Genomic DNA, 13045 nt, shown 5'->3' with positions numbered 1-13045 from the left:
CGTCCTAACGACTAACGACTAACGACTAACGACTCTCCGGCGGCAACAACGGCCGCTCACTCGACTTCCGCACCAATTCCTTCAGCGGGTCGGAGAGGTGATCGCCGTAGTGCAGCAGGAAGACACCACGCGCGCGGCGCGCCATCAGGAACGCCAGCAGCGGCATGTCGGCCTTGGCGGCGTTGCAGGGGCGGCAGGCGAGGACCAGGTTGTCGGGCCGGTCGTAGGCCGACTGGCCGCGACGCGGCCGGACGTGGTCGAGCGTGATGGTTTCGGGTGGAACCTTGGCGCCACAGTACGCGCACACCGACCCGTGCCTGGCCAGGAGCCATTCACGATGGGAGCCGTAGGTGCGTCCAGCGGGGCGAGAAACGGTGGTGCCGGCGGGACCTGGGAGAACCGCTGCTTCGGACGGTGGTGCGACGTTGGTGCCACCGCGACGTCTGGTGCGTGCCACTAATCTGCTTCCTTCTGAGAATCGTTTATGAACATCCCCGTAAAATAGCCGAATGTGCATTGACGGGAAAGTGAGCCGGCCCTCAAACGCCTCGAAGCCGCCCCAAGAGTGACCCGAGGGTGACCATCAGCCCGCGGCGGCGGCGGCTCCGACGTCCCCCGCCGGCGGCGACGCCATCGAGGAAATCGGCGATCGGTTCCGGGGTGAGCGGCGGGAAATGGTCGAGGACATCGAGCACATCCTCCGCCCGACCTGGGCGCGGCTCCCCGTCAGGCGAGAGCAGCCCGCCGACCAGCCGCTCGAGGTCGGCCGGGGCGGAGGGGCGGTAGGTGCGGAGCGGCCAGCTTCCGACCGCCTGGGGAGGCAACCCGACCAGCATTTCCCAGGCGAGCGCCCCGAGGGCATGGAGATCGTCCTTCGGCGTCGCGTCGGCAACCAGCCCGAACGACGTGAGCACCGTCCCGCGCCGATCGAGCATCACGGTGCCGGCCCAGAGCCTGCCGTGGGTCAACTCCCGACGGTGGAGCGCGGCAAGGGCTCGGGCAACATCGCGGAGGATGGCAATTGCCTCGCGCAGCGGCAGCGTACCGCGATCGGCGAGGCGCTGCAGGAGAGGAACGCCCGGTGGGATCGGATCGATGATCCAGGCCCGCCCCTCGAGCTCCCCGGTCGCGATGGGGGCGGCGATGGCGGGGTGGGTGAGCACCAGCAGCTGGTCGGTGCGGCGGACCAGCGCCTCGTGCGTCGGGCCATCCGGCGGCGCGGGGTGCAGCACCACGCGACGGGAGGGGGCAGCCTCCGGGGCATCCGTGCGCGACCGCGCCAGGAAGACTCGGCGACCGCCTGTGGCGGCCTCTTCCTCGCCCAGCTCCGCGGAGGCGGCGACCGCGAGGCGGAGACGGAGCGTCAACGAGTCGGTCATGTCGGCTTGGTGGTCATCACCCAGATACCCCGAAAGAGGAACGCGGTGGCGACCCACCCGATGATGCTCCAACGCAGATAGAGCGTGCGGAAGCGGGCGACCTGACCCTCGGGGCAGCGCTCCATGCGGAATTGATCAGGTATCAGCAGCGCCAGCCAGATGGCGGAGGAGATCCCGAGCATCTCGATCCCCTGCACAAGCCAGGGGACCTGCCGCCACGCGCCGGCCGGATAGGCTTGCCGGACCATCATGATGCCGGCGATGGTCATCAGCGCCCCGCCAAGGAAGGTAAAGAGCAGGTCGGTCCAGAGGATGCCCCGGGCGATGTGCCTGGGCGTCCGGTCGGCCCGATCACGCCAAAGCAGGATCGTCCAGACGCCGGTGACAGTCACATTCCCCACCATGAGCACGGCGCCAATCACGTGCAGCGCCTTCCACGTCAAGTACTGCAGAACGCCCCCCAGCCCCGTGGGCCTGATACCACACCTTTCGTCGATCTTGATGGACCGTCGCCACAAACCGAGGCTCGGCCGTGGTACGCCCGCGGCACCTGCCGCGCCGGCGCCACCCATCCCGTACCGGATCAAATCACTGCAACATCAATACCACCAATAACTTAGCGAGACATCACCGGAATGGCACGACCTGGGCGCCGGCTTGTGGCCCCACCGTTGCCATAGAAGGAGTCCGTACCCTGGTTGCTCCGATTCCCCGTTGCCGAGAATCACCATGAACGCTCGTCTGCTCCAGATCCTGTCGGCCACTGCCCTGATCGCCGCGCCGTTGCAGGCGCAGACCACGCCGTATCAGGACGGCTTCCGATTCGCGGGCTCCATCGCTGGCGCCCCGGTGATCGGGAATGTCGTCGGCGGGCCGTACCTGGGCCAGTTCGACACGGCGCCGAACGTCTACGGATCGGCCTTCTACGTCTGGTGCGTCGACTACAACCACTGGATCAGCGGTGGCCAGACCTACGACGCCTGGATCACCCCGCTGGATGGGACCGACTTCTCGCACGCCCGGAACGGGGCAACCGGCGGGTCGTCCCCGGACGCCTATCGCTGGGCGGCCTACCTCGCCGACCAGATGCTGTGGCAGGACCAGGCGTCGCCGAGCAATGCGACCAAGGCGCGCGATGGTGCGATCCAGGATGCGATGTGGGCCCTGCTGGGTTACGGCAGCAACACCACGACCCGACTCAACAACCTGGTGACCAACTACGGTGCGTTTCTCGGCCTGACCACCGGCTTCTACAACTCGTCGCCGGCGCTGACCACGTACTCCGATTGGGCATTGATCACCTGCGACCTGGCCACGAACCCGAATTGCGGCGCCCAGGAATTCCTGTATCGCCAGCCGTCGCCGCCGCAGGAAGTCGTGCCCGAGCCGGCCACGATGACGCTGCTCGCCACCGGCCTGGCCGGCATGGCGGCCGCCAGCCGCCGTCGGCGGAAGCAGCAGGCGTCCAGCCTCTAGGCGCGTTCACCGGCCTGACTCGATGCGCGGGTGCGGCCTCTGGCCGCACCCGCGCACTGCGTTTCCGGTCAGCCGTTCCGTCGATCGTAGTCGTCGAGCAGGCCGAGCCGATGTCGCACCGCGTCCAATCGCGTGTTGATCGACGGGCGGCCGGCGATGAGGGTGGCGAAGTCGTCGAGCGATTCCGACACGAGCCGCGCATCGAGCGTGGCGATGGTTGTCCGGAGGCCCTCGGTCAGGCGTCCGTGCACCCCTGCCCGCTGCATGCTGGCGCCGGGATGTTCCACCCAGGAGTGGCCGGCCAGAATGAAGGCTTCCGGCTGTTGCTCCCCAAGGAAGGGGTACCGGAAGGCCACCGGGAGGATACGGATCGGCCCGCCGTGACGTGCGATCATCCAGGCAGCGCCACGCTCGAGGTCGGCGATCGGCGCTGCGGCCGGGCTGCGCTGCCCCTGCGGGTAGATCCACACCATGGTCCCCGGTGCCAGACAGGCGGTCGCCAGCGCGAGATCGCGCATTGCCTGCATGGGCGACCGTCGTTCGACGGGCAGCGCACCGACCCGGCGAAAGATCTTGTAGCGGGCGAGGTTCCGCGCCTCCATCAGGATCCGGAAACGGTGCCCCATCGCGGTGGAGAGCGGACTCGAGAGGAAGCCATCCCACCAGTTCGTGTGATTCGCCACCACGAGGGTGGGCAACGACGGCCACGCGCGCCAATCGTCGAGCGCATGCCAGCGCACCGACGCAAAGGTCTTGCGCGCGAGGCCCGCCACGTAGCGCTCAAACGCCCGGACCGCGAACGGCCCGGGCGGGGGAAGCGGTGCGGGCAGGGCCCCGCGATCGGTCATGCGGACTGTTCGCCAGGCATGGCGCCGGAGAGGAAGCGCTCATCCCACAGCGCGCGCGCAAGGATCGACAGCTTCTTCGGCATCGTGGTGAAGGCGCGCTGGGTGAAGACGTTGTACTGGTTCGCCTCGATCACGTCGAGAATGCCGGCGTACGTCTGCTGCAGCAGCCGCACCGTGAGGCGCGAGCCGTCACGCGGGAAGAGGCCGATCACGACGTCGGCATCCTCGAAGTAGCGGCGCGCGCGTGCCACCTGCCACTGCATCATCCGCACGAAGTCGGGCGTGACCTTGCGGACCTCGAGATCGGCGCGGGTCAATCCGAATCGCTCGAGCTCTTCGCGGGGGAGATAGACTCGGCCGCGATCGAGGTCCTCGCCGATGTCGCGCAGGACGTTGGCGAGCTGCATGGCGATGCCGAGCCCGACCCCGGGCTCGCGGAACGCCTGCGGTGGCGCACCCAGCACCGGACCGAGCATCAACCCGACGCCGCCGGCCACCAGGTAGCAGTAGCGGTGCAAGGTGGCGAAATCCTCGAACTCCACCGGCTCCAGGTCGATGGCGACACCGACCAGCAGGTCGGTGAGCGGCTCGAGCGGAATCGGGAAGCGCCGCATCGTGTCGCGCAGCGCCAGCCAGCGTGGGTCGCGTGGATCCTCGCCCGCATGGATGCGCCGCAGATCGGCTCGGCGGCATCGGATGGCGATCGGCGATCGACGTCGACCCGCGCCCCCCGCCGGGACGTCCGCCAGGGGGGGGGGGGGGGCTCCTCCGGCTGTCGGCGGCAGCAATTTGGAGGCGAGAACGCTTCGCCCAATCCGCCGTTGCCCTCGGCGCGCCCTGCTCGACGAGGCGTCACCGAAGCCGGGGACGCATCCGCCGAATGCGCCATCGGCAGGCCGCCGCCGCCTGCTCGCGCATGCGCCGACCCTCGACGCTTCTGCGGCCCGCCCCTCGGCCTTCGACCGCCCAGTCGATGCGGCGCGCGGGGTCGGGGTGCTGCGACGGCGCGAGCACGAGCACGAAGATGTTCTCGCATCCCTCGGGCGCTCCGCTCTTGTCGGTGCGCGTGCTGGCCACGACGTAGTACGGCGGGTCCTCCGGCATCGCGTGCTCCTCGAAGAGCTGGCGGCATGCCTCGCGCATGTCCTTGGCGACGATGAAGTTGTGATGCTCGAGATTGGCGTACTCCTTCTTCACGCCGAGGTACATCAGCACCACGGAGCAGGAGAAGCGCTTCTGCTCGATCTTCGGATACGGCTCCTTGAGCAGCGACTGATAGGCGTAGGGCAGGTCGGCGTTCACGAGCACGACGTCGCCGGCAACCCGCGAGCCGTCCTCGAGCTGGACCGCCGTCACCGTGTCGCCGTGCTTCTCGAGTTCGGTGACCTTGGCGCCGTACCGATACTGCACCCCCATCTCGCGACCGACCTTTTCGAGCGCGAGCGGCAACTCGTACATCCCCCCCATGGGGTAATGCACGCCGCCGCCGATTTCGGTGTAGGGCAGGAGGGCATAGATCGCCAGCGCATCATACGGCGAGAGGCCGAGGTAGAGTGCCTGGAAGGAGAGCGCCTGCTGCAGCCGCTCGTCCTTGACGTACTTGGCGATCAGCTTCTGCAGGTCGCCGAGCGCGCCGAGATTGGCGAGCGAGCCGAGGCGGCTGGGCGAAATCATGTCGAGCGGCGACGTCATGTTCTTCGAGATGAACTCGAGCCCCGAGTCATACATCCGCTTGGTACGGGCGAGATACTCGAGCACGCGCGGTCCGCACCCCGGCTCGATCTTCTCCATCCCCTCGAGGAGGACGTTGAGCTGGGGCGTCATCTCGAGCACGGTGCCGTCGGCGAAGTGCACGTTGTAGTTCGGGAGCACCTGCACCACGTCCAGATAGTCCTCGACCTTGCGACCGACCATGGCGAAGAGCTTGTGCCAGTACTCGAGCATGAGCAGCAACGACGGCCCGGTGTCGAAGGTGAAGCCCTCGGACTCCCAACGACCGTTGCGCCCGCCGGGACCGGCGTGGCGCTCGAGGACGGTGACGCGGTAGCCCGCGTGCGCGAGGTGGATGGCGCTGGCCAGGCCGCCGATGCCCGCACCGACAATCACGGCACACTGGCCCGTGACGGCAGGACCGCCGGGGAGGCGGCAATCGGCGAGGTCGTCGGTGCTGGACGGCGGCGCGGAGAGGGTGGCCGGATCGAGAGTCATGAGTGTCGTGTCTGGGGCAAAAAGGGGGCGCCGAAAATTAACGCGGCGCGAGCGCGAAGGGCTCCGCACCGACCTGGAATCCTGCCGCAGCCAAGGTGGCCTGCCGACCCTCGATCCCCGCCCCGCCGATCGAGACGAAGCATCGATTCGGGAGGCGCGCCGGCAGCGCGAGCAACTCATCGAGCACGAAGGCACAGGTTTCGGGGTCGCTCACCGAGAGGGCGACCGCGGCCGGGGTCACCTGCCACGCGGACTCGACCACCTCGTCCAGCGGGAGGTCGGCGCCGAGATAGCGGATCTGCCAGCCCCACTCCTGCAGGTGGCAGAGCGTGGTGAGGAACCCCCACTCATGCCGTTCCCCCGGCAGGCAGGCGGCCAACGCCAACGGCCCGGGAAGCTGCTGGGCGCGGAGGCCCTCCTTCAGGGCGTGGATCACCACCTCGCTGGCGAGATGCTCCGCCGCAATCGGGAGGTCGCCGATCGACCAGAGATCGCCAATCAGCGTCGCCAACGGCATCGCGATTTCGTCGGCGAAACCGGTCAGGCCACGAATGGCCAGCTGCTCGGCCACCAGGCGCTCCAGCGCTTCGCGATCGAGGCGACGGATGGCGGCCAATGGCTCCCCGAGCGGCGTACCGTCGGGCGACTCCCGCCAGGCAGTCTCGATCACCTCGGCCGCGGGGCGTCCGACCAGCGATCCGATCCTGGCCCCCTGGGTCACCAACCGGCCATAGGCACGGAGCAGGGCGACCTGATCGGCGGTGTAGGCGCGGTAGCCGTTGGCCTGCCGGACCGGCCGAACCGCCTCGTAGCGGCGTTCCCAGGCCCGCAATCGATCCCGAGAGAGTCCGGTCAGCCCGGACACTTCCTGGATTTCATAGGTGCGGAACTCTGGATTCACGGGACCCCGGGATGGACGACGTTGGGATAAGTTACCCCGGATCCGGGGGAGAGGTCCCGGCTGGCCGATGATCGTCCATCGATGATCGATGATCGACCATCGATCATCGATCCCGGGAGCTTCCCGCATGCAAGATTTGCTCATTCTCGGCGGTGGCATCGTGGGCGCGGCAGTCGCCCGCGACGCCGTGATGCGCGGGCTTTCCGTCACCCTGCTGGAACGACGGACTGTCGGCTGGGGCACCTCGTCCCGGTCGAGCCGGCTGATCCACGGCGGGATCCGCTACCTCGAGATGGGCGACATCCACCTGGTCCACGAGGCGCTGGCGGAGCGGGCCACGCTCCTGGCCATCGCCCCGACGCTGGTGCACCCGATTCCCTTCTATTTCGTGCTCGAGCGGGGGGCCTGGTGGCAGTGGCTCCGAATCGGCGTCGGCGTCGTGCTCTACCGACTGCTGGCCGCGAAGCACGCGCTCGGGCCGCATCATCCGCTCTCCCGGGCGGCCCTGCTCCGGCATGAGCCGCTGCTCGCCGACGCCCCGCTCCTCGGCGGCGCGGTCTACCAGGACGCTCGGTGCGACGACATCGGATTGGTCTGGGCCACGATCGGCGATGCCCAGCGTCGGGGGGCGCGGATCGTCGAGGAATGCGACGCCGGCATCGCCGTTACAGCGCAGGGCGTCGTCGCCACGCTCCCGAATGGCGAGCGGGTCGACGCGCGCACCCTGGTCATCGCGGCGGGGCCGTGGACCGATGCGGTCCGGACGACCGTCGGCCTGCCCGAACGCGGGCTGGTCGGCGGGACGAAGGGCATTCACGTCACCTTCCCCACGGGACGCCTGCCACTGACGCAGGCGCTCGCCCTCCGGCATCCCGACGACCAGCGGGTGATGTTCTGCATTCCGGAGCCGGAGCATCAGCGCGTGGTGGTCGGGACGACCGACACCGAGACGACCGAATCGCCCGACGCGCTGCGCGTGGGCGACGAGGACGTGGCCTACCTGCTTCGGGCCGTCCAGCATCTTTTCCCCGCCTTGGCCCTGGCCGTGGGTGACGTTCAGGACCGCTGGGCCGGTGTCCGCCCATTGCTCCGGCAACAGGGTACCGCCAGCGCCCGCAGTCGGGAACACCTGATCCTGCGCGAGGGCAACGTGCTCACCATCGCCGGCGGCAAGTTGACGACCCATCGGGCGATGGCAGAGGAAGCGGTCAACCAGCTCGGAGCGGTGTTGGGGCGGGTGTTGCCACCATGTCGCACTGCCGAGGAGCCGTCATCGATGATCGATGATCGATGATCGATGATCGATGATCGAGTGGCGGCGGTGTGGCTGGATACCACTGGATCGTCCCCCCTAGTGCTGCATGCTCCCTGAACATCTCATCCATCGGAGTGGACCATGGCGATCTCGAAGGCGACCAAGAAGGCCGCATCCAAGGCAGTGAAGCACGCGGTGGCGGAGGCGAAGAAAGACGTCGCGAAGTCGGGAGCGGCGGCGAAGGCCGCGGTCCAGAAGCTGGCCGACAAGGTCTCTGGCAAGGAGGCGAAGGTGGCCAAGCGGAAGAAGGTGGCGGCCGCGGTTCTGGGCGCGGCCGCAGTGGTGGCCGCCGGGGTCGGCGTGGCGCGGGCGCGCCGGAAGAAGTAGTCACGGTCGGGGAGCCTCAGGTGCGGGCGGGGGACGTTATCTTTCGGTGGTTCCCCCCCCGTTCCTCAGACTCGTGAGCCCGACACGCCGTGACCAACCCCACCCTGGCCACCGACGCCGCCTGGAAGACCATCAATTCACTGCGCGTCCTGGCCATGGATGCCGTCCAGCAGGCCAACTCGGGACATCCGGGGACGCCGATGGCGCTCGCCCCGGTGGCGTACGTCCTCTACCGCCGTCACCTGAAGCACGCCCCGCACGCTCCGACGTGGGCTGATCGCGATCGCTTCGTCCTCTCCTGCGGCCACGCGTCGATGTTGTTGTATGGCGCGCTGCACCTGAGCGGATACGACCTGCCGCTCGAGGAGATCAAGCGCTTCCGGCAATGGGGCTCGAAGACGCCGGGCCACCCGGAGCGCGGCCACACCGTCGGGGTCGAGACCACCACCGGCCCGCTCGGGCAGGGGATCGGCAACGGCGTCGGGATGGCGATTGCGGAGCGGATGCTGCGCGAGCAGTACGGCGCGGAGCTCTGCGATCACCGCACCTGGGTGCTCTGCTCCGACGGCGACCTGATGGAAGGCGTGGCGAGCGAGGCGGCGTCGTTGGCTGGCCACCTCAAGCTCGACCGCCTCACCGTCATCTGGGACGACAACAAGATCACCATCGACGGGCGCACGGACCTCTGCTTCTCGGAAGATGTCGGCGCCCGTTTTGCCGCCTATGGCTGGCATGTGCTCCACGTCCGCGACGGCAACGACCTCGACGACATCGACACCGCCCTCACGCAAGCCGCCGCCCACCAGGACGCGCCGACGCTGATCGTGTTGCGCACGATCATCGGCGACCCCGCCCCGACCAAGCGCGATTCGTCCAAGGCCCACGGCGAGCCGCTCGGCGCCGACGAGATCACCCGCACCAAGGCGCTCCTCGACTGGCCGACCGAGCCCTTCCATGTGGCGCCGGAGGCGTATGCGGAGATGGCGCCGCTCGCCGAGCGGGGCCGCGAGCTCGTGCAGGCGTGGGAAGCTCGCATGACGGCGAACCCCAAGGCCAGCGCGTACCGCGCCCAGCTCACCGGCACCCTCCCCGATGATTGGGCCAGCCATCTCCCCGACCTGAGCGACGAGTCGGTCGCCTCGCGGCAGGCGTCGCAGAAGGCGCTCGCCGCGCTGGCCCCGGTGATTCCCGGCCTGGCCGGCGGCTCGGCCGACCTCGGTGGCAGCAACGGCACCAACATCACCTTCGGCGATGTCTTCTCCGCCACGAGCACCGGCCCGCGCTTCCACTGGGGCATTCGCGAGCACGGCATGGCGGCCACGCTGAACGGCATGGCGTGCCACGGTGGCGTGCGGCCCTACGGCGCGACTTTCCTGGTCTTCGCCGATTACTGCAAGCCATCGATCCGACTCGCCGGCCTGATGGGGCTGCCGGTGATCTACATCTTCACGCACGATTCGATCGGCGTCGGCGAAGACGGCCCGACGCACCAGCCGATCGAGCACCTCGCGATGCTGCGTGGCATTCCCAACCTGGTGACGCTGCGCCCGGCCGATGCCGCCGAGACGGTGGCGGCGTGGCGGACGGCGATCGGCCGCAGCACTGGCCCGACGGCGCTGATCCTCACCCGACAGAAGCTCCCGGCCCTCGTGCGGCGCGCCGACATGTCGGCCGACACGGCGCGCGGCGGCTACATCCTGCATGAACCGGCGACCGCCCCCGTGGCGATCATTCTGTCGACCGGCTCCGAGGTGAATGTCGCAGTCGCCGCCGCCGCGACCCTCGAGGCGGAGGGGACGCCGACACGGGTCGTGTCGATGCCGTCGTGGGAACTCTTCGCGGCACAGGACCCGGCGTGGAAGGAGCGGGTGCTGCCGAGGGCAATCACGGCACGGGTGTCGATCGAGGCAGCACTCACCTTCGGCTGGTCGCGCTGGGTTGGCGATCGCGGTCGTTCCCTCGGCCTCGATCACTTCGGCGCCTCCGCCCCGGGCGAACGCCTCTTCCAGGAATTCGGCTTCACGCCGGCGCATGTCGTCGCCGCCGTCCGTTCCATTCTCACCGCGAGCACGTCGTGACCCATCCCCTCGTTCGTCTCGGCGCCCTCGGGCAGAGTCCGTGGTACGATTTCATCACGCGCGACCTCGTCCGCTCCGGCGAACTCGCGCGACTCATTCGCGAGGACGGACTCCTCGGCATGACGTCCAATCCGACGATCTTCGAGAAGGCGATCACCGGCAGCAACGACTACGACGCCGACATCCGCGTCCTTGCGGCACGCGGCGCGACCGCGGCCGAGATCGTCGAGTCGCTGATGGTCGCCGACGTGCAGGCGGCGTGCGATGTCTTCCGTCCGGTCTATGACGCCAGCGGCCACGGCGACGGCACCGTCTCGCTCGAAGTGGCGCCGACGCTCGCGCACGACACCGAGGGGACGATCGTGCAGGCGGAGCGCCTCTGGGCGCGGGTCGATCGGCCGAACGCGATGATCAAGATCCCCGGCACCCGCGAGGGTCTCCCGGCGATCACGCACTGCCTCGCCAAGGGCATCAACGTCAACGTGACGCTGCTCTTCTCGGTGACGCGCTATCGCGAGGTCGTCGATGCGTTCTGCCGTGGCCTCGAACAGCGCGCCGCGGCCGGTCTCCCGATCGACGGCATCCATTCGGTGGCGTCGTTCTTCGTGAGCCGCGTCGACGGCCAGGCCAATGCGGCGATCGCCAAGGCTGGTGCCGCGGCTGCCGGATTGAAGGATCAGGTCGCGATCGCCAACGCCGTCGCCGCCTACGCGGCCTTCGGCGAGACGCTGCTCACCCCGCGCTGGCAGGCGCTGGCCGCCCAGGGCGCCAAGGCGCAGCGGACGCTCTGGGCCTCGACCAGCACCAAGGATCCGTCGCTCTCCGACGTGCTCTATGTCGAGGCGCTGATCGCCCCGGACACCGTGAACACGCTGCCACCGGAGACCTTCCGCGCCTATGCCGACCACGGCGATCCGCACGTGCGGATCACGCCGGCCACGGAGGCGGATGCCGCGCGGACCTTGGCGGCCTATGATGCGCTTGGTGTCGGCTCCCTCGCGGAGCGCACCGCGTTCCTCGAGGCCGATGGTGTGGCGAAGTTTGCCGAAAGCTGGCAGCAGTTGCTGGACCGCGTCGAACAGAAGGCCGGTACGCTCTCCGACCGACCTGTGGCCGGCTGACCCTTCTCCTCCCCCGGAGTCCCGATGTTCGCTGCCCTGCGCAAGATCCCCCTCACGTGGTGGATCGGCATCTCGATGGTCGTCGGGATCCTGATCGGCTACCTCGACAACGCGGTCTGGACGAACGTCTCGCTGACGCCGTACCTGCAGCCGTTCTCGTCGATCTTCATCAAGATGATCAAGTCGATCGTGGTGCCGCTGATCTTCGGCTCGCTGGTCGTGGGGATTGCGGGGCACGGCGATGACCTCAAACAGGTCGGTCGCCTGGCACTCCGCAGCATCATCTACTTCGAGATCGCCACGACGGCGGCGCTCTTCATCGGCCTGGGCGCGGTCAACCTGGTCCGCCCCGGCGACGGCGTGCAGCTGACCGCGAGTGCCGAGACGGGGGCGAAGCTCGCCGAGACGAAGACGACCTTCGCCGGCGTGCTCGATCACACCGTCCCGGCCTCGTTCTTCAAGGCAGCGGCCGACAACGAGGTGCTGCAGATCGTCTTCTTCTCGCTGCTCTTCGGGATCGGACTGGCGCAGGTGCAGGGGAAGGCGAAGGAGACGATGCTGGCGTTCTGCGAGTCGCTGACCGAGGTGATGTTCAAGTTCACCGGCATCGTGATGCTCTTCGCCCCGATCGGCATCGCCGCCGCGATTGCCGTCACCATCGGCAACAGCGGCCTCGGCGTCCTCGGCAACCTCGCCGCGCTGGTGCTCACGCTGGCCGGCGCGCTGGTCGTCTTCGTGCTGGTGGTGCTGCTGCCGATCGCGCTGATCGCGAAGGTGCCGCTCCGGCTCTTCTGGAAGTACGTCAAGCAGCCGTACCTGATCGCCTTCTCGACCGCCTCGTCGGAAGCGGCGCTGCCGCTGGCGATGGAGAACCTCGAGAAGATGGGCGTGCCGAAGCGGATCGTCGCCTTCGTGCTGCCGACCGGCTACTCGTTCAACCTCGATGGCTCGACGCTCTACCTCGCCGTCGCGTCGGTGTTCGTCTCGCAGGCCGCCGGCATCGAGCTCACGCTCGGCACCCAGCTGCTGATGATGCTGACGCTGATGCTCACGTCGAAGGGCGTGGCCGCGGTGCCGCGCGCCTCGCTGGTGATCCTCTCGGGCACGCTGACGTCGTTCGGCCTGCCGCTGGAGGGCGTCGCCGTGATCCTCGGCGTCGATGCCATCATGGACATGATGCGGACGTCGGTGAACCTGCTCGGCAACTGCCTCGCGTCGGTGGTGATGGCGCGCTGGGAAGGGGAGTTCAAGCCCGCCGAGAGCTGAGTTCCCCCCCACCTGCCGCGCGCCCCGCAGACGATGACACTCGGCTGCGGGGCGCACGTCATATGAGCATCGCGCGCCGACGCCCCGGGCCACCACCGGTTGCCCCCAACGCTTTCCCGCCACCCG

13 protein-coding genes are annotated in these 13045 nt (G+C 68.6%); 6 read left to right on the top strand and 7 right to left on the bottom strand.

The window, feature by feature from the left end; translation table 11 throughout:
* Nucleotides 1-25: 25 nt before the first annotated feature.
* The 3 genes from IPP98_11125 to IPP98_11115 are packed head-to-tail and all read right to left on the bottom strand — an operon-like array spanning nt 26 to nt 1822.
* On the bottom strand, nt 26-517 hold the full coding sequence (locus tag IPP98_11125; GenBank protein ID MBL0179661.1) for an HNH endonuclease: 492 nt from the start codon (nt 515-517) through the stop codon (nt 26-28).
* 22 nt (nt 518-539) lie between these two features.
* The gene (locus IPP98_11120; GenBank protein MBL0179660.1) at nt 540-1379 is read right to left on the bottom strand and encodes a protein kinase; all 840 of its coding nucleotides are present in this window, start codon (nt 1377-1379) and stop codon (nt 540-542) included.
* On the bottom strand, nt 1376-1822 hold the full coding sequence (locus IPP98_11115) for a DUF2269 family protein (GenBank protein MBL0179659.1): 447 nt from the start codon (nt 1820-1822) through the stop codon (nt 1376-1378). Before IPP98_11115 ends, IPP98_11120 begins: the two co-directional genes overlap by 4 nt.
* Nucleotides 1823-2108: 286 nt before the next feature.
* Between IPP98_11115 and IPP98_11110 the strand changes: the two genes are divergently transcribed.
* Nucleotides 2109-2855 carry a PEP-CTERM sorting domain-containing protein gene (locus IPP98_11110; protein MBL0179658.1) on the top strand — a complete coding sequence of 249 codons (747 nt, stop codon included), beginning with the start codon at nt 2109-2111 and terminating at the stop codon, nt 2853-2855.
* A 68-nt stretch (nt 2856-2923) separates the two neighbouring features.
* On the opposite strand, the gene IPP98_11105 is transcribed toward IPP98_11110, so the two are convergent.
* The 4 genes from IPP98_11105 to IPP98_11090 form a co-directional block, all read right to left on the bottom strand.
* Complete coding sequence (locus tag IPP98_11105) at nt 2924-3703, bottom strand: lysophospholipid acyltransferase family protein (GenBank protein MBL0179657.1); 780 nt, start codon at nt 3701-3703, stop codon at nt 2924-2926.
* Complete coding sequence (locus tag IPP98_11100; GenBank protein ID MBL0179656.1) at nt 3700-4491, bottom strand: squalene/phytoene synthase family protein; 792 nt, start codon at nt 4489-4491, stop codon at nt 3700-3702. Before IPP98_11100 ends, IPP98_11105 begins: the two co-directional genes overlap by 4 nt.
* 64 nt (nt 4492-4555) lie before the next feature.
* A complete protein-coding gene (gene crtI / locus IPP98_11095; GenBank protein ID MBL0179655.1) occupies nt 4556-5911 on the bottom strand; it encodes a phytoene desaturase in 1356 nt (451 codons plus the stop codon).
* Between the two features lie 37 nt (nt 5912-5948).
* Complete coding sequence (locus IPP98_11090; protein ID MBL0179654.1) at nt 5949-6812, bottom strand: MerR family transcriptional regulator; 864 nt, start codon at nt 6810-6812, stop codon at nt 5949-5951.
* A gap of 127 nt (nt 6813-6939) precedes the next feature.
* Between IPP98_11090 and IPP98_11085 the strand changes: the two genes are divergently transcribed.
* The 5 genes from IPP98_11085 to IPP98_11065 all read left to right on the top strand — a co-directional run bounded on the left by IPP98_11085 (nt 6940) and on the right by IPP98_11065 (nt 12919).
* Nucleotides 6940-8106 carry a glycerol-3-phosphate dehydrogenase/oxidase gene (locus tag IPP98_11085; protein ID MBL0179653.1) on the top strand — a complete coding sequence of 389 codons (1167 nt, stop codon included), beginning with the start codon at nt 6940-6942 and terminating at the stop codon, nt 8104-8106.
* A gap of 102 nt (nt 8107-8208) precedes the next feature.
* Entirely contained in the window at nt 8209-8454 is a 246-nt protein-coding gene (locus IPP98_11080; protein MBL0179652.1) for a hypothetical protein, read from the top strand.
* 155 nt (nt 8455-8609) lie between these two features.
* Nucleotides 8610-10532: a transketolase gene (tkt, locus tag IPP98_11075; protein MBL0179651.1), complete on the top strand. Its 1923-nt coding sequence runs from the start codon at nt 8610-8612 to the stop codon at nt 10530-10532.
* The gene (gene tal, locus IPP98_11070) at nt 10529-11653 is read left to right on the top strand and encodes a transaldolase (GenBank protein MBL0179650.1); all 1125 of its coding nucleotides are present in this window, start codon (nt 10529-10531) and stop codon (nt 11651-11653) included. Before tkt ends, tal begins: the two co-directional genes overlap by 4 nt.
* 24 nt (nt 11654-11677) lie before the next feature.
* Nucleotides 11678-12919 (top strand): dicarboxylate/amino acid:cation symporter, encoded by a 1242-nt coding sequence (locus IPP98_11065; GenBank protein MBL0179649.1) that lies wholly within the window; start codon nt 11678-11680, stop codon nt 12917-12919.
* The last annotated feature ends 126 nt before the right edge of the window (nt 12920-13045 follow it).

This window comes from Gemmatimonadota bacterium (assembly GCA_016720805.1).
In the GTDB taxonomy this organism is placed as follows: domain Bacteria; phylum Gemmatimonadota; class Gemmatimonadetes; order Gemmatimonadales; family GWC2-71-9; genus Palsa-1233.
This window is presented reverse-complemented; position numbering and strand designations above follow the sequence as displayed.